15 protein-coding genes are annotated in these 20666 nt (G+C 61.6%); 6 read left to right on the top strand and 9 right to left on the bottom strand.

From position 1 onward, the window contains the following. Nucleotides 1-9: 9 nt before the first annotated feature. On the bottom strand, nucleotides 10-2460 hold the full coding sequence (locus AC07UR_RS04330; protein WP_173419189.1) for a DUF1217 domain-containing protein: 2451 nt from the start codon (nucleotides 2458-2460) through the stop codon (nucleotides 10-12). A 325-nt stretch (nucleotides 2461-2785) separates the two neighbouring features. Here AC07UR_RS04330 and AC07UR_RS04325 point away from each other — a divergent pair, with 325 nt between their 5' ends. Next, nucleotides 2786-3352, top strand: a complete 567-nt coding sequence (locus AC07UR_RS04325; protein WP_112808618.1) for a DUF6101 family protein — start codon at nucleotides 2786-2788, stop codon at nucleotides 3350-3352. Nucleotides 3353-3728: 376 nt separating this feature from the next. Here AC07UR_RS04325 and ubiA read toward each other — a convergent pair whose 3' ends face one another. From ubiA to AC07UR_RS04310, 3 genes are all read right to left on the bottom strand, one after another. Then, nucleotides 3729-4688, bottom strand: a complete 960-nt coding sequence (gene ubiA, locus AC07UR_RS04320; RefSeq protein ID WP_209787263.1) for a 4-hydroxybenzoate octaprenyltransferase — start codon at nucleotides 4686-4688, stop codon at nucleotides 3729-3731. 75 nt (nucleotides 4689-4763) lie between these two features. Continuing rightward, nucleotides 4764-5570, bottom strand: coding sequence for a MipA/OmpV family protein (locus AC07UR_RS04315; RefSeq protein WP_209787265.1), 807 nt, complete (start codon nucleotides 5568-5570; stop codon nucleotides 4764-4766). A 163-nt stretch (nucleotides 5571-5733) separates the two neighbouring features. Next, complete coding sequence (locus tag AC07UR_RS04310) at nucleotides 5734-6549, bottom strand: AraC family transcriptional regulator (protein ID WP_173419186.1); 816 nt, start codon at nucleotides 6547-6549, stop codon at nucleotides 5734-5736. A gap of 109 nt (nucleotides 6550-6658) precedes the next feature. Between AC07UR_RS04310 and AC07UR_RS04305 the strand changes: the two genes are divergently transcribed. The 5 genes from AC07UR_RS04305 to AC07UR_RS04285 all read left to right on the top strand — a co-directional run bounded on the left by AC07UR_RS04305 (nucleotide 6659) and on the right by AC07UR_RS04285 (nucleotide 13479). Next, nucleotides 6659-7858: an MFS transporter gene (locus AC07UR_RS04305; RefSeq protein ID WP_173419185.1), complete on the top strand. Its 1200-nt coding sequence runs from the start codon at nucleotides 6659-6661 to the stop codon at nucleotides 7856-7858. A 169-nt stretch (nucleotides 7859-8027) separates the two neighbouring features. After that, nucleotides 8028-9068 (top strand): ABC transporter substrate-binding protein, encoded by a 1041-nt coding sequence (locus AC07UR_RS04300; RefSeq protein ID WP_209787267.1) that lies wholly within the window; start codon nucleotides 8028-8030, stop codon nucleotides 9066-9068. After that, on the top strand, nucleotides 9065-11428 hold the full coding sequence (locus AC07UR_RS04295) for a putative bifunctional diguanylate cyclase/phosphodiesterase (RefSeq protein ID WP_209787268.1): 2364 nt from the start codon (nucleotides 9065-9067) through the stop codon (nucleotides 11426-11428). The genes AC07UR_RS04300 and AC07UR_RS04295 overlap by 4 nt, the downstream gene beginning before the upstream one ends. A gap of 147 nt (nucleotides 11429-11575) precedes the next feature. Then, complete coding sequence (gene purD / locus AC07UR_RS04290; protein WP_209787269.1) at nucleotides 11576-12847, top strand: phosphoribosylamine--glycine ligase; 1272 nt, start codon at nucleotides 11576-11578, stop codon at nucleotides 12845-12847. Between the two features lie 107 nt (nucleotides 12848-12954). After that, on the top strand, nucleotides 12955-13479 hold the full coding sequence (locus AC07UR_RS04285) for a plant virulence effector HPE1-like domain-containing protein (protein WP_209787270.1): 525 nt from the start codon (nucleotides 12955-12957) through the stop codon (nucleotides 13477-13479). Between the two features lie 117 nt (nucleotides 13480-13596). Here the strand turns inward: AC07UR_RS04285 and AC07UR_RS04280 are convergent, their stop codons facing one another. From AC07UR_RS04280 to AC07UR_RS04260, 5 genes are all read right to left on the bottom strand, one after another. Beyond that, nucleotides 13597-14112 (bottom strand): 2-thiouracil desulfurase family protein, encoded by a 516-nt coding sequence (locus AC07UR_RS04280; RefSeq protein ID WP_209787271.1) that lies wholly within the window; start codon nucleotides 14110-14112, stop codon nucleotides 13597-13599. Between the two features lie 13 nt (nucleotides 14113-14125). After that, nucleotides 14126-16291, bottom strand: coding sequence for a glycine--tRNA ligase subunit beta (gene glyS, locus AC07UR_RS04275; RefSeq protein ID WP_209787272.1), 2166 nt, complete (start codon nucleotides 16289-16291; stop codon nucleotides 14126-14128). Between the two features lie 113 nt (nucleotides 16292-16404). Further along, nucleotides 16405-18345 (bottom strand): DUF2207 domain-containing protein, encoded by a 1941-nt coding sequence (locus AC07UR_RS04270; protein ID WP_209787273.1) that lies wholly within the window; start codon nucleotides 18343-18345, stop codon nucleotides 16405-16407. A 107-nt stretch (nucleotides 18346-18452) separates the two neighbouring features. Beyond that, a complete protein-coding gene (gene aroA / locus AC07UR_RS04265) occupies nucleotides 18453-19721 on the bottom strand; it encodes a 3-phosphoshikimate 1-carboxyvinyltransferase (RefSeq protein WP_209787274.1) in 1269 nt (422 codons plus the stop codon). An 87-nt stretch (nucleotides 19722-19808) separates the two neighbouring features. Beyond that, entirely contained in the window at nucleotides 19809-20357 is a 549-nt protein-coding gene (locus AC07UR_RS04260) for a LemA family protein (protein ID WP_077504170.1), read from the bottom strand. Nucleotides 20358-20666 lie beyond the last annotated feature (309 nt).

The following is a 20666-nucleotide window of genomic DNA, read 5'->3' as shown; positions in this document are numbered from 1 at the left end:
CGCGGGGGCCTACCGCCCGCCAGACCTCAACTGCGCGAGCGAAAACAGCGCATCGGCGCTGATGCCGCCGCCACTGCCGCCGGTGAGGATAGCGAGACCGGGAGAGACGTCGGTATTGTTCTCGACGTCGTACAATGCGGTGAAGCGCTGCATCAGCTTCGCAAGCTTTTCAGGGTCCTGCAGATCCTTTATATCCATCGTGCGCTCGATGTAGGCGGCCTGCATCTCGATCTTGGCGCTCGCCATGCCTTCGGGCATGCTGTAGGCGGTGCGGATGACCTGCATCAGGGCGTTGTCGGCGAGCAGATCGTAGGGCGTGGTGATTTCCGACGCCTTGCGCTTGAAATAGAGCGCCAGGCGAACACCGGCATTGTCCGCGCCTTCGTTCTCCTCGAGCGTCTGGTTGAGGTAGAGATCGATGGTGGTGATCAGACCGCGCCGTGTCTGTATCTGCCCGGCCTCACCGCTGACGATCTTTCCGTCCTTGTCGAAATTGAAGGCTGACACGATCTCGCGATACTTCAAGCCGTTCGGATCGGTGTTGATAAAGCTCTTGCGATCGTCGAGATCGGACGCGAACATCTGCTTGAGGTAGTCGGTCTTGACGCCTTCAGGATCGATGCCGGCGCCGATGAGCACGATATCGACGAGCCGCTTGTCCTTCAGAAAATCGTCGAGCGTCTCGACCTTCTGGATCTGCGTCGTATAGTACTTGCTTTCCTCTTCAGCCTTCGTCTTGGCGGTTTTCTTTTCGTCCTCAGTGCCAAAACGCGACTTCTCGACGATGTAGGCCTTGGCCATATTGACGATGTCGGCCTCGTTCTGCGCCAGCTTCGGCGCGCCGAGCGTGCCATCGGGGTTGAAATTGAACGCCTTCACCAGCTTGGTGTAACGCTCGTCCCGCAGGGAATTGGCGTAGCTTGCCGGATCGTTGAGATCGCTCGTCAGAATCTGCTTGAGCCTGCGCGGCGTCAGATCCTCTTTTTCAAGACCAAACGCGCTCAGCACGAACGATCGCAATTCGCTGTTGCCAATGAGATCATCGACCGTTTTCAGCGTCTTGATCTGGAGTTTGTACCGGCCGATCTTGGACTCGTCGTCCTCATCGTCAGCGTCGTTGTAGTGGACCATGTAGCCGTCGGTGGTCGTCTTGGTCTGCTCCGCCGTCTGCGGCTTTGTGTCCGCCGGCAATGTGCCGTCCGGTTTGAAATTGAACGCGGCAAGCAGAGCCTTGTAGGCCTTGTTGTATTCACCACCGAACTTGTTCACGTAGCTGTTCGGATCGTTGATGTCGCTGGTGAGAATGTTCTCGATCGTCGCGCCGACGGCTGTCGGAGGCAGCCCGAAGGCCGTTCTGACATAGTTGAGCATACGCGTATCGGCCACGAGCTCGGCCACCGTGGTGATCGAACCGATCTTCTGTTCGAAGTAATCCCTGTTGAGCACGGCGCCTGACGGCGTCAGACGCGGGCTGCTGAAGATATAAGCCTCATTCAGCATCTTCTTCTTTTCGTCGGTGATCGCCTTGCCGCCCGACGGCACACTGCCATCGGGCTCGAAGTTGAACGCGGCGTTCAATTGGCGATACGAGTCGAGCATGCTGATCTGGCGCGTCAACAGGCTCACTTCGGTCGAAAGCTGCGAAGCCAACGCATTCGTCTGATCACCGCGTGGCGGCAGTTTGGTGTTGAGATCGGCGACAATGGCGTTCTTGGCGTCGATCTGCGCCTGGATCGCCGGCTTGTCAGCCTCTGCCGCGGCGGCGAGCTGTGCCGTCAGCGTGCTGATGTCATTGACGGCTGTCTCGCGCGTCTCAAGGTCGGTCAGCGTCTTTTCGGCTTCAGTGCGCCGGGTCTGCGCCGCAGTCTGGGAGTTGGCGAGATCCGCCGGCTCGGCTGTCAACGCGTAGCGCACCTGATCGTAGGAGTAGTTGCGCTTGTCGATGTTGAAAATTCCGAAGGCATAGGAACGCAGGCGTTCATTTCCAAGGAATTGATCGACGTTGGTGACAAGGTCCATCGCCGCGTTGAAGTAGGCGTTGTCTCCTTTGAGAACAGTGTCGAGATTGGAGACACGTTCGTTGTAGAGACCGATCAGCGCGTCCTGCTGTGCCGTCGTCTGTGCGGTCGCCGACGATGTGCTGAAGTTGAACGCCTCGGCAAAGTTGCGGTAGCGCTCATCAGTCAGGCGGTTGGCAAAGCTGTCCTTATCCTTGAGGTCGCTTTCGAGCACCTGGCGCATGAAGGCCTTGGCATAGGCCATATCCTCAAGGCCATGCGCCTTCATGGCATAGGCATAGAGGCGGTAGTCGTCGAGGAACGCATCGACGGTTTTCACGCTGCCGATCTTTTCCTTGTAGTACTGGGCCTCGCGCGCGACCAGCGGCTGGTCGGCCACGCGATTGAGACTGGTCCTCAAATCGCTCGTGATCCGGCTGTAGTTGAGATAGGTCGAAACCATGCCTGCTGCCCCGTCGCTTAACTCAAGGGGTGGGTCACACCCTCCCCCGAAACAGAATTCTGACGCGGCATGATTGCACGACAGGCTTGTGTGTGGCTTTTCGCCGGCGTTCCACCACGATGCGACAAATGCCGCTGACCCTGTTGACGAAACAGAAACCTTGGCCGGTCGGCTTTTGCTAACCATCGAAAAACGCAAAGTTTTCTTAACCGCGATTTTTAAGTCGGCCGGAAGGGGAGCCGCCTATTCTCCAGCCCATAGAGGACGAAAAGTCCCGAAGAGAAGACCGGAAATCGGCTCTCAAGGAAAAACAAGGGCGATTGAAATGCGCAATACACTCTCTCAACCCGCATGGGTCGAAAATACGCTCCGGCTCGATCCGAAGCGTTTTCCTCAGCAGGCAAGCTACGTCCTGCGTGGCCACACAGGCAATGTCACGATCAGCCTGGACGAGCGTGGCGCGGTTCTGCGCAAGGTGCTACCATCAAGCGGCCTGCCGCTTTCGATCGCACTGCCGGCGCGGGCATTCAAAGGGGTCGCGGCACGCGCGATCGACCACGGCGACGGAGACGTTACAGTGACGCTTGAACTTCATCATGACGATCCGGACCTTTGCGTTCCGCTGCTCGTCGCACATGATCTTTCCGACATAGCTGCCGATTGGCGCGCCTGGGCCGAAGCCTATCGCATCCCGATGCTGATGGTCGAAGCCGATGGTGTGGCTCGCGCTTTGGAAGAGCATCTCGGCGACGTGCGCACCGCGCCGATCAAGCCGCGACGCCGCCATTCCTTCTTCGCCGACCGCCGGCCACGGTTCCTCGTGCGCCGCTCCACCGGCCGGCTTGGCGTTGCCATGAAGATCGACGGGCGAGAAATCATCGCCCGCAGCTAAGTATTCCCGAATTCCTCCAGTGCAAAAACCGGCCGTTCCCTGCGGCCGGTTTTTGTTTGCGGCCAATGCCAAATTGCCATCGTGAAAACCGGGATGTTCCTTCGGAAACAGCCGCTTCGCCTTCTTCGTGCCATATCCGGTCCATAGCCAAGGTCAGGAAGAAGGAGATATCCGATGCGCAAACATATCGCCGCCACCGTTGCCGCAGTCACCGCCATTTTCCGCGCGCGTGCCAAGGCGAAGAAGCGCAAGGCCGTGACGGACGTCAGCTGGGCTTAACCCGGTCCCAGCTTTGCCGACACATCGGCAAAGACAGAAAGCGTGCATCAAGCAGATTGCGTAGACTGCCCGATCCTCCGCCAAGACGGAGGATTTTTCATACCGCGCGCACGAGCAGCGCCGCGACGAGCCCGGTGAAGATAATCAGCCCCACGACACCATTGAACTTGAACAAGGCCAGGCATTGTTCTGGGTCGTGAATGTTCAGCACCAGGATCTGATAGATCAGCAGCCCGGCTGCAACAAGCAACCCGAAATAAGCAAACAGCCCGGCGCCGGCCGCGAGGAACGACAACAGCATCAGCACGACGGCAAGCCCGTAGAGTCCGATCAGCCAGGGACGTGGGTTGTCGCCGAAGCGGCGAGCGGTCGACCGCACGCCGATCAACTCGTCATCTTCCCTGTCCTGGTAGGCATAGATCGTGTCGTAACCGATCGTCCAGGCGATCGCTGCGCCATAAAGCAGCACGGGCGCCAGCGAAAGCGTTCCGAACTCCGCCGTCCAGCCCATGATCGCACCCCAAGAGAAGGCAAGCCCGAGGAAGAACTGCGGCCAATCGGTAAAGCGCTTGGCAAAGGGATAGATCGCCACAAGCCCAAGCGAGAGAATGCCGAGCAGAATGCTGAAGGCATTGAACTGCAGCAAGATCATCAGCCCCACGAGCGCCTGCAGCACCATGAAGGCCTTTGCCTGAAAGCGGGAGACCCGACCCGATGGCAATGGCCGCGAACGTGTGCGCGCCACTTCCATGTCGATGTCGTGGTCGATGATGTCATTGAAGGTGCAGCCAGCCCCGCGCATGGCAATGGCGCCGGCAATGAAGAGGAAGCTGTGAAAGACGAACCGGCCGACCGAGAACTGTCCGGCAGCAGCCGCCGCGCCCGAGGCCAGGGCGACCGACCACAGGCATGGCCACATCAGCAATTGCCAGCCGATCGGACGGTCCCAGCGAGCAAGTTGCGCATAGGGCCAGAGCGCGCGCGGCAACGCGCGATAGACCCAGTTGTTCGACGGCGCGTCGTGGACGCGCCCGGAATCGGCGGAGGACGTGTTCATGCCCCTGTTTGACGCCACGCGCCGGGACGGTCAAGCGGTTCGATGCCGCACCGTCCCGAAGCGGAGTGGCGCCGGTCAGTGAAGCGTGAAGTCGAAGCGATAGGTGGCCGACAGGCCGACGAGGACCTGGTTGCGGCTGCCGCGTTCGCGCACGAGGCTGGAATCGGCGGCCGATCCCATCAGGCGGCGATATTCGGCATAGGCGCCGGTTTCGAGTTTCTCGGTTGCCTGCCAGTTGATCGCAGCGCCAACACCGGCAGAATGAATGCCGCCATGCGGACTGTAGGGGCTGAGGCCCGACGCTGCCGATTCGGCATCGTTCACACCGTAATAGGCGCCGAAATAATCGCTGGTGGCAGCGGTCATCCGCGGACCGGCAGAAATGCGCACATTGCTGCTGATGTCGGTAAAGGCGTCGGCGGTGACATCGGCGACAATGCCGTGATGGCTGCGAATACCCTGGCGGACTTCCGCGCGCACGCGCATCCAATCGGTCGGATACACTTCGGCGAAGCCGCCAAGCTCGCCGCCGAACTTGACGGGAGCGAGGCCATTCAGATCACTGGATGTGCCTGAATCGCGTTCGAAGATCAGCTTGCCTGCGACACCGGCGCGGTACCCGCCCTGATCGAGCAGCGCATAGGACATGTTGTCGTTGCGCGAGGAGAAGCGAACGGTGCTGCCGGCCTTGCCGAGCGATACCAGCGGTGCGGCTTGGAACATGCGCTTGGAGGCGCCTTCGTACTTCGGGCCGAGAAAGCCGGTGGCACCGACCTTCAAATACCAGTCGCCGGACCAGAAATACTGGCCGTCACCGGCAGAGGCGGTGCCTGCGGACAACAAAAGGGTTCCAGAAAGGAAGAGAAAAGAACGGATACGCAAGGAACAACTCCGGAAGAATCATTCGCCGGGGCGAAGTTTGAACCGTGCCCCATGCGCGCGACAATGGCGCAATCTGAATGGGCACGGGGCGACTTATTGCCCCTTGTTCCTACGATTCCGTTAACCAGGTCAATTCAGCTCCCGTTTCCCATGACGGCCGCAGCTATCGCCCTTGATACATTTTCAAGTAGTGGCTGGGGGCACTTCCGAGCATGCGCCGAAACATTGTCGTGAACGCCGCGACGTTCTCGTAGCCAGCATCGAGCGCGACGTTGGTGATCGGCTCACCGTCCGCCAGCCGCGGCAGCGATGCGAAAATGCAGGCCTGCTGGCGCCAGGTGACGAAGCTGACGCCTGTCTCGTTGCGGAACATCCGCGTGAATGTCCGTCGGCTCAAACCCAGCCGATCGGCCCATTGGTCGATGTTCGCGGTCGCCGATGGCGCCTCCAGGAACTGCCGGCACAAAAGCGCCAGCTTCTGCTCGCGCGGAAAAGGCAGGCCGAGCGGCCGTTCATGCAGAAGGGCGATCTCTTCCAGCAGAAGATCCATGATCAGTTGCTCCCGCCGCTCGGACATGGTCTCGCTCTCGACGCTGACCAAGGCATCGACAAGAGTGCCCGCAAGCGGGGTGATCTCCATGACCATCGGCCGCTCGGCACGCAGCAGCGACTGAGTGAAATAGATCGAGTGCATGCGCACATCGCTGATCATCTCGGTCGAATGCTCGACCCCGGCCGGGATCAAAAGCGCGTGCCCCGGTGGAACGAGCCAGCGCCCGTGCGCCGTGCGCACAAGAACAACACCCTGGCGCGCCCACCACAATTGCGTGCGGGTGTGGCTGTGCAGCGGAACGGTCAGGCCCGCGCCGTAATCGCGGCCAAGGGCGAGGACGGCCGAATTCCCTGTCTCGATCCAGTCCAGGTTCCTGAAATGGTCGGCATCCGGCAGTTCGGGCAAGTTTACTCGATGGATCGGCATTGGCCCACTCGCGAAAGAAGTCGACCACATCACAAAAGCAGGCCACGAGCAAGATCAGTAGAGATATCCCGCGCCGCACACAACCATCGAGACGGCAAGGACACATTCCATGGCAACGGTTACTTCAACCGGGGGCATAACCCCGGAAAAGACGGCATTTTCCGTCATCCTGGCAGTGAGCTTCTGCCACATGCTGAACGACATCATGCAGTCGCTGCTGACGGCGCTCTATCCCTTGCTCAAGGCGAACTATTCGCTCGATTTCGTGCAGATCGGCCTTCTCACCTTCACCTTCCAGTTGACAGCCTCGATGCTGCAGCCGGCCGTCGGCATCATCACCGACCGCTGGGCGCTGCCCTATTCGCTGCCGGTGGCGATGCTGTCCACGTGCTCCGGCCTGATCCTGCTCGCCAACGCCCATGATTTCTCGATGCTGCTTCTGGCTGCAAGCCTGATCGGCGTCGGCTCGGCAATCTTCCATCCGGAATCCTCGCGCATCGCCCGCCTTGCCTCCGGTGGGCGGCATGGCCTGGCGCAATCGCTGTTCCAGGTCGGTGGCAATGCCGGCAGCGCCATGGGGCCGCTGCTTGCCGCCTTCATCGTGCTTCCGTTCGGCCAGGGCAGCCTCAGCTGGTTCTCGATCGTTGCGATCATCGGTTTCTTCGTGCTTTCCTGGGTCAGCACCTGGTACGTGCGCCACCGCCGCTCGTCGATGAGCAAGCCGGCGCCGAGCCGCGCGCTTCCACTGCCTAAGAACCGCGTGATCTGGGCCGTTGCCGTGCTGGTACTGCTGACGGCCACCAAGAACGTCTACATGGCGAGCATCTCCAGCTACTTCACCTTCTTCGTCATCGAGAAGTTCAGCGTTTCCGTGCAACAGGCGCAGCTGATGCTCTTCCTGTTCCTGGGTGCAGCCGCTGCAGGCACCTTCCTCGGCGGTCCGATCGGCGACCGCTACGGCGCACGCTTCGTCATCTGGTTCTCGATCCTTGGCGTCATCCCGTTCGCGTTGATGCTGCCCTATGCGAACCTTTTCTGGACGGGCGTTCTGTCTATCATCATCGGCTTCATCTTCTCCTCGGCGTTTTCGGCTATCGTCGTCTTTGCGCAGGAACTGGTGCCGGGCCGGGTCGGATTGATTGCCGGCGTCTTCTTCGGCTTCGCCTTCGGGTTCGGCGGCATGGGTGCCGCTCTTCTCGGTATTTTTGCCGACCGGCAGGGCATCGAGTTCGTCTACACCATCTGCTCCTATCTGCCGCTGCTCGGCATTCTGACGATCCTTCTGCCCAAGATGCCTGCGCGCCACTAGCGCGTGCATCGAACCGCAGATCTTCAACGGGCGCCGCCCTGCGGCGCCCGTTCTGTTTTCCGCGTGGCAGTGCTGTGCACCAACCCTGCTATTTCCCGCAGCCCTGCGTAATCATTCATCAATTTTTGCGCGCTACGGTCGCTGAATGGGGCTTGGGCAAGGGTAGACAATGCGAAGGCGATCGGCGATTCCTGCCTTTTTGACGACGTTGCTTTTGGCAACGGCAGGGCAAGCCGAAACGCTCAACCTGCTGATCTGGGAATCCTATATCGACCAGGCGATCCTCGATCGCTGGACGGCGATAACCGGCGTCGGAATCCACCAGGTTTACTACGACAGCGGCGACACCCGCGACGAGGTGCTGGCCGATCCGAACAGCATCGTCGATCTGGTGGTGACCGGGGAGAACGGTGCTGCGCTGTTCGGGCGCAAAGGGGTGCTGGAAGCGGTCGACGAAAGCAATGTCGCCTCGCTCAGGGACTATGACGAAAGCTGGCGCACGCGCTGCTCGAACCACGGTCTGCCGTACCTCTGGGGCACGATGGGCATTCTCTATCGATCGGACGTGCTGCCGGAAGCGCCGACATCCTGGCGAGACCTGATGCAGCCGGCGCCGGCACTCCACAAACACGTAGCGATGTATGACGATCACAACGAGGCTTTCGTTGCGCCGTTGATGCTGCTCGGCCAGTCGATCAATACCAACGAACCCGAAACGCTCAAGACCGCCTTCAACATGATGAAGGAACAGGCGCCGTCGGTTCTCACCTATGAATACGTCATCAGCTCGATCCAGAACCAGGCGATCGGCAAGGACATCCATCTGGCGCTCGGCTACAGCGGCGACCAGCACGTCCTGAACGAAAAGGCCGGCACCCCCGGCGTCTGGCGCTATGTCGTGCCCAAGGAAGGCACGCTTTCGTGGCTCGACTGCATGTCGGTCGTCGCCAAGTCGCCGAACAAGGCGCGAGCGCTCGCTTTCCTCGACTATATCGGTTCGCCCGGAAGTGCTGCCGCAAATGCGCAGACGCTCAACATGCCGACGCCCAGCAAGGCCGCGTTTGCCCTCTTGCCGGAAGCGATCCGCGCGGACCAGGCGATCTACCCGTCGCCGGACATTCTGGCCAAGAGCCAGTACCAGCAGGAACTGTCAACGACGTCGGTGCAGCTGCGCCGGCGCATCATCAGCACATTGGCGAATTTCCAGTGACCCTCGGCAAGCGCGCACTCATCCTGATCTTTCCCGTGGTGTTGGCCGGCTACCTGCTGGCGGCGGTTTCGGTCCATGTCACCCAGAGTCGCTCGATCCGGGCGCTCGAACATGCCAAGCTGTCGCAGCGGCTGGAGCACGCCGCCGCCGTCTTCCAAAACGAGATCGGCCGCAGCAAGGGCTTCCTCAACGCGCTGCTGAACAGCAATTCGCTGCGCCAGTACATCTCCGAAACCGACAAGAACTACCGGGCCAATGCGCTCGGCGTGCGGCTGCAGGAAAGCGTGAAATCGCTTTCCGACGACCCGATGGGCTACGTGTCGCTGGCGATCCTGACATCGGACCTGCAGTCCGAGTATTATTTTGAGAACAGCTGGGATCCCTTCGCCGAAATCGACGAGGCGCAGCTCAACCTGTCGCGGCGACTGATCCGCGAAGAGAAGCTAGCCGACTGGACCTATCTCTCCGACGTCGGACAGAAGGCCCGTATCGTCTATTCGTATTTCCTCGATCCCGTTACGTTCACGCGGCCGCTACCGAGCAAGAAATCGGGTGCGCTGCTGATCCAGGTAGCAATCCAGCCGGACCGTTTCCTCGATATGCAGGAAACCCTGAAGCAGGAATACGGCGCCGACGTCGTGCTTCAGCCGTGGCCGCTGGCGGTCACTGACGACCTTTCCGCAAGCGTGCACCTCGGACCATCGCTCTATGCGACGCTGACGGTTTCGAGCGATCATTTCGACCGGCTGATGGCACAGCAGAAGCTGCTGCTGGCGCTTGGCGCCGTGGCCATGAGCCTGTTCTCCATCTGGCTGATCATCGTGCTCATCCGCCGCTTCATCACCGATCCCATTGCTACGCTCGACGCCAACGTCATGGCGGTCATGGTCGGTGCCCATGACGAGATCCGCAACATGGCGGAGAAGGGCGAGATCGGGCGCCTGACCGAAAACATCAGAGAGCTGCATCGCCAGTCGGAACAATCGCTCAAGCTGGTGCAGCGCAGCTCCTGGACCGATACGTTGACCGGCATCAGCAATCGCGGCCATTTCAACGCCGTTGCTGCCGGCATCGTGCGCGAGGCGATCGTCTCGGGTGAAAAATGCAGCCTGCTGTTCATCGACATCGACAACTTCAAGTTCGTCAACGACAAGCATGGCCATGAGATCGGCGACGAACTCTTGAAGACGCTGGCGACGCGGATCGCCGAGAACGTCGAAGCGATCACCGAGCGGCGTGGCCAGAAGCCGGCAATTCTCGCACGGCTTTCAGGCGACGAATTCGCGGTGCTCGTGCGCTCCCGACCGGGTGACGGCACCGTACGGGAAGTCTCGGCCGCCATCCTCGCACTGTTTGAAGACGGCTTCGAAGTCGCGGGCAAGAGCTACCCGGTCACGGCCAGCATCGGCGCTGCCATCTGCCCCGATGATGCGACCAATCTCGCCGAGCTGATCTCGAATGCGGATGCCGCGATGTATCAGGCAAAGACCAGCGGCAAGAACCGCTCTTCAAGGTTCTCGCGCGCCCTTCACGACAAGCGCACGCGCCTGCGCCAGATCCAGGATGAGCTGCGCTCGCTCGATCCGGACGAACAATTCCATCTGGTCTACATGCCGATTGTCGATACCGATGGGCGGGTCACGGGTTGCGAAGCGCTTTTGCGCTGGTATTCGCCGGTGCTTGGCAATGTGACGCCCGATGAATTCGTACCGATCGCCGAAAGCTCCGGCCTTTTCACCAAGATCGACTGGTGGGTGATCAACCAGGCGATGTCCGACTGCGCGCAGCTCAAGGCACTGTTTGGTCCCGATACGATCCTGGCGATCAATATCTCCTCGGCCGAACTGCATTCCAAGGCCATTGCCGACTATTTCTCCGATTGCCTCAACCGACATGGCCTGCAGCCGCAATCAATCGAGATCGAGCTGACGGAGACATTCGCGGTCAAGTTCAGCGACCAGCTTCGCCGCAACATCGACGAGCTTCGCCAGAAGGGCTTCCGCCTGTCGATCGACGATTTCGGAGCCGGATACACCTCCGTCCAGCAGATCATCGAATACACCGCCGATACAATCAAACTCGACCGAGCGCTCGTCTCGAACCTGACCGCATCACAATCGCTGCCGGTTCTAAAGGCGTTGATCGCACTCTGCCACGCCAAGGACGTTGCCGTGGTCGGCGAAGGCGTCGATACGCCGGAGAAACTCTCAATGCTGACGGCTGCAGGCTGCGACCTGTTCCAAGGCTACCTCATCAGCAAACCGCTGCCGCTCGAGGATCTCGGCATCTGGGCGCTAACGCGCACGGCCCGCTACGGCAACGAAAGGGATGATCGCAAGAACCAGCAGGCAATCGCCTGAACGCACCGTCGCGCGTTTCATCTCGCAGCGCCCCCGGTGGGTGCTTTGCGTCGCGGGAATCGTGCGCCAACCCTCCCTGCCCCCTTGACCTGACAGCCGCCTCGCCTTAACCGCAACGCAACAATTTCAGCATGTCGGGAGCAGGCAATGAAGGTTCTTCTGATCGGATCGGGTGGACGCGAACATGCGCTGGCATGGAAAATTGCGCAGTCGCCGAAACTGACCAAGCTTTACGCCGCGCCCGGCAATCCGGGTATTGCCGAGGAAGCGACCCTCGTCGCGCTCGACACCGACAATCACGCTTCAATCGTCGACTTCTGCCTGAAAGAGGCGATCGACTTCGTCGTCGTCGGACCTGAAGGTCCGCTCGTGGCAGGTCTCGCGGATGTGCTGCGCGCCGCCGGCATCGCGGTTTTCGGCCCTTCCGCTGCTGCGGCCCAGCTTGAAGGCTCCAAGGGATTTACCAAGGACCTCTGCGCCCGATACGATATCCCGACCGGCGCCTACGGCCGCTTCACCGACGCTGAGACAGCCAAGGCCTATGTGCGCGACCAGGGCGCGCCGATCGTCATCAAGGCCGACGGTCTTGCCGCAGGCAAGGGCGTGACCGTTGCCATGGAACTCGACGAAGCGCTCGATGCGATCGATGACTGTTTCGACGGCGCCTTCGGAGCGGCTGGCGCGGAAGTGGTGGTCGAAGCTTTTCTCGACGGCGAGGAGGCAAGCTTCTTCTGCCTGAGCGACGGTAAGACCGCGCTGGCGCTCGCCTCGGCGCAAGATCACAAGCGCGTCGGCGATGGCGACACCGGCCCGAACACCGGCGGCATGGGCGCCTATTCGCCAGCACCTGTGATGACATCCGAGATGACTGAACGCACGATGAAGGAGATCATCGAGCCGACCATGCGCGGCATGGCCGAAAGCGGGCATCCCTTTTCCGGCGTGTTCTTCGCCGGGCTGATGATCACCGCCAAGGGGCCGGAGCTGATCGAGTACAATGTGCGTTTCGGCGATCCGGAATGCCAGGTGCTGATGATGCGCATGAAGAGCGACCTGCTGCCGCTGCTCTACGCCGCGGCAACGGGCACGCTGGCAGGCATGGAAGCCGAATGGCGCGACGAGACGGCATTGACCGTGGTCATGGCTTCAAAGGGCTATCCGGGCAGCTACGACAAGAACACGCCCATCGGCGCGCTGCCGGCAGCCTCGGCGCAGACCAAGGTGTTTCATGCCGGAACAGCGATGAAGGACGGCAGCCTGGTCGCAACGGGTGGCCGGGTGTTGAACATCACCGCGATCGGTGAAAGCGCGAGCACGGCCAGGGATCGCGCCTATTCGGCTGTTGCCGGTGTTTCCTGGGACAACGGCTTCTATCGCCACGATATCGGCTGGCGGGCGGTTGCCCGCGAGAAGGCCTGACCGCCGTCGGCAAATACACCGGATCATTCAATTTTTACCAATTCTCCTGACGGGAAAGTAAGAGAGAACGCATATTCTCGCCGAGAACAAACTCGGAGAGAAGACCGATGCGCCTGTTGCTGATCACCACCGCCGTTGCGCTTACAGCCGGCAGCGCCTGGGCATCGTCGATCGACACCATCGTTTCGGGCGAAGCCGTCAACTCCAGCGTGGCGGCGGTGACTTGCCCACAGTGCCCTCCCCTGCAGACCAGGAAGAAGATCACCTATGTGGTGCCCGAAATCGACAAGGGCAGCGACAAGGTAGAACTCAAGAAAATCAATGGCGAGATGAAGCTGGTGCGCACCGAAGCCTGGCTCGGCGGTTCGCCCGTTGTTTTCGTCAGCAAGCCACCCGTGGATGTGGTCAAGGCATCCGATGGAACCGGCCAGGCTGATGTGGCGACAGCGGCTGCGCTCGGCGACCTCGTAAACCCGGGCGATCATGGCACGGCCGCCCCAACGATCGACGAGACTGCCAAGACCGCCGCAGTTCAAACCATGACACAGGCGAAGCCTGCCGTTGCGGCAGCGGCGACCGGCGAAGCCTCACGGCAATTTGATCCGACCAGCCTCGAACTTCGGCTAAACTGAGGGCCTGAACGGGAAAGTTCCCTGCCCCAGTCAGCCGCCCCTGCATTCAAGGGCTGACGGGCGTTTCGCTGAAAAGCGAGAGATTGCGCTCCTGAGAGAAGCAGGGGCGCAATCTTCTTATCCGGGCTTTCTATCTGCGTCGCACACCCCATCGACCCGTTCGATCAACGCTTCGATTTCCCTGTCGGAATAAACCTCGATGCCGTTCCTTGCGAGCAGCGCTGCCGTCACTCCTTGTCCTGCGTGCCGGGCGCCGGAGAACGTGCCGTCATAGACGAAGCCCGATCCGCAGGACGGGCTGCCGTCGATCAAAAGCGCGAAACGACAGTCCGTTTCAAGCGCGAGCGATAGCGCATTTTCCGCGGCGGCAAGGAACTCGCCGGTTACGTCGCGGCCGGTGTTCTCGACCACAGTCGCACCACCGTCGAGTACATCCACACCTGACTTGCCCGACGCGATCTCGGCGGGCGGGCGCGGCACCGGCATACCGGCCGACATCTCGGGACAGATGGTGACCAGCCGGCCCTCTTCGCGCCAGCGGTCGATCACCGGGTGGACAAGCGGCTTCGACGCCCCATCGTAGCGCACCGCATGCCCCATGAGACAGGCGCTGACGAGGATCTTCGCCGTCATGCGCCCCTCCCCGTCATCCCGCGATCTTGGAGAAGTCGGCAACCGTGCCGGTCGCCGAGCGGATCAGACCAAGCAGCGCCAGGCGGTTTGCCCGGATCGACACGTCATCGTCGTTGACGAGAACATCGTTGAAGAACTGGTCGACCGGCTCGCGCAGCTTCGACAGGGCCTGCATGGCCGAGCGGAAGTCTTCCTTGGCGATCGCCTCGCGGGCTTCGCCGGAGCCGAGCTGGACTGCGGAATGCAGCGCCTTTTCGGCATCGAGGCGGAAGAGGCCGGCATCAACTGCGTCGGCAACCGCCGTGCCCTTCTTCTCTTCGGCGGCCAGGATCTGTGTGGCCCGCTTCGTGCCGGCCAGCAGGTTCTTGCCCTCTTCGTCAGTAATGAAGGCGGTCAGCGCCTCGACGCGGCGGGCGATCATCAGCAGATCGTCGGCATCCGGCGTCAGCACCGCATCGATCAGGTCGTGACGGGCGCCGAGATCGCGCAGATAGACCTTTAGGCGATCGTGGAAGAAGGAGAGCAGGTCCGCCGACACATCGTTCGCCAACGCCGGCTTCTGTGCCCTGAGCGCTGTCAGCGCGATCTCAAGGAACGGCACGAGCGGCAGGCGGGCCTTGCCTTCGAGGATCAGACGAATGACCCCGAGAGCAGCGCGCCGCAGGGCGTAGGGATCCTTGGAGCCAGTTGGCTTTTCGTCGATCGCCCAGAAGCCGACGAGCGTGTCGAGCTTGTCGGCAAGCGCAACGGTGACTGCGACAGCATCGGTTGGCGCGCGATCCGAGGGACCATTCGGCTTCCAGTGATCTTCGATCGCCGTGGCGACAGAGCCGTCTTCACCCTGGAGCAGCGCATATTTGCGGCCCATGATGCCCTGGAGTTCAGGGAATTCCCCGACGGCCTCGGTGCGCAGATCCGCCTTTGCCAGCACCACGGCCCGGTCGACCAGCTTGGCGTCGGCGCCGGTCACCTTGGCGAGTTCTGCGGCAAGCGCACGGATGCGGGCGACACGCTCGCCCTGCGTGCCGAGCTTGGCATGGAAGGTCACGTTCAGCGCGTCGAGTTTCGCCATGCGCTGGTCGAGCGGCTTGCCGAGATCGAGGCCAAACTTTTCGGCCGACGGTTTCAAGGTCTCCAGATCCGGCAGGCTGCCCTGGTCGCGGTGCCAGAAGTGGGCGGCGTCCGACAGGCGGGCGCGCACGACCTTGCCGTTGCCGTGCACGATCTCCTTGCCACCGTCCTTCGCCTCAATATTTGAGACGAGGATGAACTTGTTGGACAGCGTCTCGGCACCCGGCGCACGGGTCACGAAACACTTCTGGTTGGTCTTGATCGTCAGACGGATGATTTCCGAGGGGATTTCGAGATAGCTCTCTTCAAAGCTTCCCATCAGAACCTGCGGCCACTCGACGAGGCCCGAGACCTCTTCGAGCAGACCTTCATCCTCAACGAGTTCGAGGCCGTTGGCGAAAGCTACATTGTGCGCGTCGGCCAGGATCATCTGCTTGCGGCGCTCGCCGTCGAGCACGACCTTCGCGCGCTCCAGCTTCTCGGCATAGTCGGCAAAGCGGCGCACTGTGATCGCTTCGGGCGCATGGAAGCGATGGCCATAGGTGACGTTGGAGGCGATGATGCCGTCGACCTCGAAGGGGATCACATGGGTTTCGTCGGTTTCCGAGCCGAAGGTGCAGACGATCGACTGTAGCGGGCGCACCCAGCGGAGCGCCCCCGGCTTGGCCGAGGCGGCACCGGAGCGCATCGGCTTCGGCCAGGGAAAGTTGCGGATGATGTCCGGCATCGCCTCGGCGACGATCTCTTCGGCGGGACGGCCCGGCTTGACGATATGGGCAACGTAGAAATCGCCCTTCTTCGGATCGCTGTGAACATGGGCCTCGCTGATCGAGGACAGGCCGGCGCCACGCAGGAAGCCTTCGATCGCCTTTTCATTGGCGTCGGTGCGCGGGCCCTTGCGGTCCTCGCGCACATCGGCGGAACGGGCATTGAGGCCGCGGATATCGAGCGTCAGCCGGCGCGGCGTCCAGTATTCGCGCGCCCCCTCATAGGTCAAACCCGCTTCGACCAGTGCGTCGGTCAAGAGCTTCTTGAGGTCGCCGGCCGCCTTGCGCTGCAGGCGGGCGGGAATTTCCTCGGAGCGGAGTTCGATAAGAAGATCGGGCATGGGAGATGACTTTTTCTGTTCCGGACGGTTGCCGCCGACTTAGCAAGCTCTGGTGAAAATGTCACCAAGCCCGACGATGAATTTGACCCGCAGGCAAGAGGCTCGTGGCGGGATCACCAGCCACCGCCGCCACCACCGCCGCCGCCGCCACCGGAAAAGCCGCCGCCGGTGGAAAAGCTTGACGACGAGGATTTCGGCGGGGGCGGCAGAGAGGAGGTCATGGTGTCGGCCATTGAGCCGGCAAAGCCGCCGATGCGATCGCCGAAAGAGGTCGAGCCGAAGCCATCGCCATGGTACCAGGTGGGCTGGTAGGCGGCGGCTGCAGCGGCGCCTGCGGCGGCTGCAAGCAGCCAGCGATCGAAGGTTTGCGTCCACGGCTTTTCAACCCCGAGGGCCACGGCATAGGGCAGCAGCGTCTCGAAATGCCGGGGCGACATTTCGGGTGCCCCTTGCATGTTCATCCGGTCTTTCTCGGCAAGCGTCATGTATTGCCGGAGGCCGTCGATGCCGTCCATCATCCGGGTGCCGAGCGGCGTCGGGGCCCCCATCAGGAAGAAGAACAGCACGTTGACCAGCACGATGCCGCCGATCGCAAACAGCAGCGGCAAGTCGTCCGTCTCGGCGGCGGAATAGAACACCACCGCCAGAATGCTGGAAAAGATGGTGAAGGCGACGAAGCCGATGAAAGCGATCACCACGATCGACATGATGCGGCTCATCAGGCTCTTTTCGCGCTGCAAGGACTTGCCGAAGGAAACGGCGAGGATCGAAATGACAAAGGCGATGAAGACCGGGACGATCACCAGCGGGATGCTGTCCTCGCTCAAATCGCCGAACAGGAACACGGCAGCGATCGCCAGGATCGAGAGCACCACGCCAGCGACGATATAGCCGGTGTTTTCCAGATAGTACTTGCCGCGATGCTCGCGCTCCATGGCATTGCGGAAGTCCGCGCCGGTCGCCTGCACCTTCGTGCCGTTGGCCCGGTCGATCTTCAGCTTGCCGCCGGCGGCATTGACGGCCTTCATCAGGCTCGCCTCGCCGGTCGGCAGCTTTTCGCTGCTGCCCTTGCCGGTTGCGGCAATGACGATGGCGCTCTTAAGGTCCTCAAGCACCACATGGCCCTTGACCGCAAGGCTGAGCGCCGACGCAGACAGCGCCGTCCAGCCCTCACCGGAAAAGCCCCTGTTGTCGATGTAGTTGACCAGCGCCGGCGAAATGCCTTCGGGCGCGTCCCAACGCGGCACCATGACGCCGCGTGCCGGGTCCCGCCCCACCTTCAGCCAGGCGCGGCCGTAGTAGAGCGCCACCACCAGAAGACCCGATGCGGCGATCAGAAGCGCCATATGATCGCGAATCCACCAGGCATTTTCCTGGCTGGAGGAAGGCTGCTCGATGCTGCCTTTCGGCATCTTGACCGCAATGGTCAGCCCCTGCTTCGGCTCCAGCCGCCGGGTGGTCGCAAAGAAAATCTCGCTGCCTTCCTCGGAAGCCCGCGCATCCTTGCCGGTCGCGCCGTAGCCACCGGTGAAAACGTCAAGCGCCTCGGGTCGCACACCCTCCGGCAGATTGACGGTGGCGCTCGCCTCATCGATCGGGAACGCCCATTCGGTGCCTGTCACGTTCCAGTAGAGTTCGTCGTGATCCTCGAAGAAGCGAATCTGCCGGCTGGTCTCATAGGTGAATTGGAACGTGTGCTCGCCGTGCGGCAGAAATATCTCCGCCGAGCCGGTGTAGATACGGATGCCGCCCGAGATCGATTCAGTGCGGTAAGGCTCCTCCTCGCCGTCGCGCTCGACCGAAAGCAGCTTGAAATCCACCTTGCTGCGGCGACCCTTGGCGTCGGTAAAGGTCAACGGCAGGTCACGAAAGATCCCCCGCCGGATCTGGTTGCCTTCGGCATTGGCCGTGATCGTCTCGGTCACCGTCAGCGTGCCGTCCTTGGCGACATCGATCACCGAATGATAGGACGAGAACACTTCGTCCGCACGCCCGGCACCCGCCGTCGCCAGCAGGAACAACAACATGCCAAGCAGGGCGACGAAACGGGCCATACGGTCTCAGACCTTTCGATCGATCTTGAGGGACGATTTCATGGTTTTTCGCATTTCCTGACGGAAAACCGCTTCGCACCTTTCCCGAAAAGGCTTGAGGCGCGATATCAAGGACGGTCACCGGTGTAGGCGACGCCGAGCGATGCCAGCGCGTCCCAATAGGCCGGATAGGTCTTGGCGACGCAGCCGGGGTCCTCAATGGCAATGCCGTGGATCTTCAGCCCGGCAAGGGCAAAGCTCATGGCAATGCGGTGGTCGGCAAACGTGTCGATCGACGCCGGCAACGTCTGTCCGGCCAGTCCCGGATCGGAAGAGACGATGAGATCGTCGCCCTCCTCGTGCGCCAATCCCGGCCGGATGGCGGTCAGGCCCAGCGACAGAGCGCGAACGCGGTCGCATTCCTTTACCCGCAGATTGGCAAGGCCGACGAAACGCACCGGTGTCTCGTTGAATGCGGCAAGAACCGCAATCGTCGGGATCGCGTCCTGCATCTGCGATCCGTCGATGACGGCAGGAAGATGCGGGAACTGGGCGATGACGTCGTGGGCGCGGGCATCGGGCTGCGAAAAAACCGACGCCGGCACGCCGAGGTCGATGGCACCGCCCGTCAGCACTTCCGCCGCCCAGAGATAGGTCGCCGCCGATGCGTCCGGCTCGATAGCGAAATCGGCGGCGCGATAGCCCGTCGGCGCAACCTGCCAGACGGATGGGCTCAATTGCTCGACCTCGGCGCCGAAGGCGCGCATCGCCGCAACGGTCAGATCGATATAGCCACGCGCGCCGATCTCGTCGCCGGCAAGCTCGATGCGGACAGGGCCTTTGGCGCCGGGGGCCGCCATCAGCAGCGCCGACACGTATTGGCTGGAAAGGCCCGCGTCGATTTCGATACGGCCGGCAGGGAAACCGCCCTTGCCGTTGACGGTGACCGGCGGGCAACCTGTTTCCGACGTCACCTCGACGCCAAGCGTACGGAGCGCGTCGACAAGCGGCTTAATCGGACGCTTGCGCATGTGCTGGTCGCCATCGACGACCACCGGGCCGTCGACGAGGGCGGCAGCCGCCGTCAGGAAGCGTGTCGCGGTTCCCGCATTGCCGAGGAACAGCGGTGCCGACGGCGATGCCAGCCGACCGTTTCCGGTGACGACGAATGTGGTGTCGTCCGGCTCATCGACTTGGACGCCCATCGCCCGCAGCGCATCGGCCATATAGCGCGTGTCGTCGCTCTTCAGCGCGCCGGTCAACCGGCTCGTGCCCTTGGCAAGACCCGCAAGAAGCAGCGCCCGATTGGTGATCGACTTCGAACCCGGCGGGCGGACGTGACCGCGCAGGGGATGGTCGGTCGGCAGGATGGTCAGCTTCTTCACGGTATCACTCATGCTTAGGTCTCTTGATGCAAATAACGCCGCGCTCTCGGCTTCGGCAGGTCTCATATCATCTGGTTGCGGTCTCGGGTAACGTCCCGATCAGAATTTAACTTGCGGCACCGCACGGTCCGCCTCGTTGGCGATCTCGAAATAGCCGGCCTTCACGAAGCGGAACGCGTTGGCGATGAGGTTCGACGGGAAGCTCTCGACCTTGACATTCAGATCGCGCGCCGCGCCGTTGTAATAGCGGCGAGACATCTGGATCTCGCCCTCGATGGTTTCCAGCGAGCGCTGCAGTTCGGCAAAATTCTCGTTGGCCTTCAGATCCGGATAGGCTTCGGCAAGAGCAAAGAGTTTTCCGAGTGCCTGCGACAGGGCCCCTTCGGCCGCCGCCCGTCCCTCGACATCGCCTGATGGCACGGCCTGGGCGCGATTGCGCATCGCGATGACTTCCTCAAGCGTCGACTTCTCGTGCGCGGCATAGCCCTTCACGGTCTCGATCAGGTTGGGGATGAGGTCGGCGCGCCGCTTCAGTTGCACATCGATGCCCGACCAGGCTTCCTCGGCGATCTGCCGCGCCTTGACGAGGCCGTTATAGACGAAAACCAGATACAGGATAACGGCAACGCCGATGGCCAGACCAATCATGGGACACCCTCCAAAAAAGCTCGGCAGAGATTACTGCATAAATTCTTAAATCGGAATCGATTTAGGCGCAAAATTATGCAGCAAGTTTAAAGCGTTACAGCGTCCTTGACCCGCCATGTTCCATGCGCGGCGCTGCAAGATCGGCTCTCCAGCTTCAAAGCTCTTTCTGCAGCATCCGGACGGAGAAAAACACCCCTCCCGAAATGCCGGCCGAAGGCGGTGAACGCTCTGTTCACAGCCGCGGCCCGTCCCAACGTCAAAACACATCGATTCCTGTTCCATCGGGAACGGCGAGGATCCGGATGATGG

The sequence above is a fragment of the Ensifer sp. GW821-FHT05G01 genome, assembly GCF_059419585.1.
The sequence above is the reverse complement of the archived record's forward strand: the minus strand, read 5'-3'. Positions and strand labels throughout refer to the sequence as shown.

Excerpts from the sequence above, each read along its gene's own strand:
- AC07UR_RS04330 (WP_173419189.1), bottom strand. The coding sequence starts at position 2,460 with ATGGTTTCGACCTATCTCAACTACAGCCGGATCACGAGCGATTTGAGG.
- AC07UR_RS04325 (WP_112808618.1), top strand. The coding sequence starts at position 2,786 with ATGCGCAATACACTCTCTCAACCCGCATGGGTCGAAAATACGCTCCGG.
- ubiA (WP_209787263.1), bottom strand. The coding sequence starts at position 4,688 with ATGAACACGTCCTCCGCCGATTCCGGGCGCGTCCACGACGCGCCGTCG.
- AC07UR_RS04310 (WP_173419186.1), bottom strand. The coding sequence starts at position 6,549 with ATGCCGATCCATCGAGTAAACTTGCCCGAACTGCCGGATGCCGACCAT.
- AC07UR_RS04305 (WP_173419185.1), top strand. The coding sequence starts at position 6,659 with ATGGCAACGGTTACTTCAACCGGGGGCATAACCCCGGAAAAGACGGCA.
- AC07UR_RS04300 (WP_209787267.1), top strand. The coding sequence starts at position 8,028 with ATGCGAAGGCGATCGGCGATTCCTGCCTTTTTGACGACGTTGCTTTTG.
- purD (WP_209787269.1), top strand. The coding sequence starts at position 11,576 with ATGAAGGTTCTTCTGATCGGATCGGGTGGACGCGAACATGCGCTGGCA.
- AC07UR_RS04285 (WP_209787270.1), top strand. The coding sequence starts at position 12,955 with ATGCGCCTGTTGCTGATCACCACCGCCGTTGCGCTTACAGCCGGCAGC.
- AC07UR_RS04280 (WP_209787271.1), bottom strand. The coding sequence starts at position 14,112 with ATGACGGCGAAGATCCTCGTCAGCGCCTGTCTCATGGGGCATGCGGTG.
- glyS (WP_209787272.1), bottom strand. The coding sequence starts at position 16,291 with ATGCCCGATCTTCTTATCGAACTCCGCTCCGAGGAAATTCCCGCCCGC.
- AC07UR_RS04270 (WP_209787273.1), bottom strand. The coding sequence starts at position 18,345 with ATGGCCCGTTTCGTCGCCCTGCTTGGCATGTTGTTGTTCCTGCTGGCG.
- aroA (WP_209787274.1), bottom strand. The coding sequence starts at position 19,721 with ATGAGTGATACCGTGAAGAAGCTGACCATCCTGCCGACCGACCATCCC.
- AC07UR_RS04260 (WP_077504170.1), bottom strand. The coding sequence starts at position 20,357 with ATGATTGGTCTGGCCATCGGCGTTGCCGTTATCCTGTATCTGGTTTTC.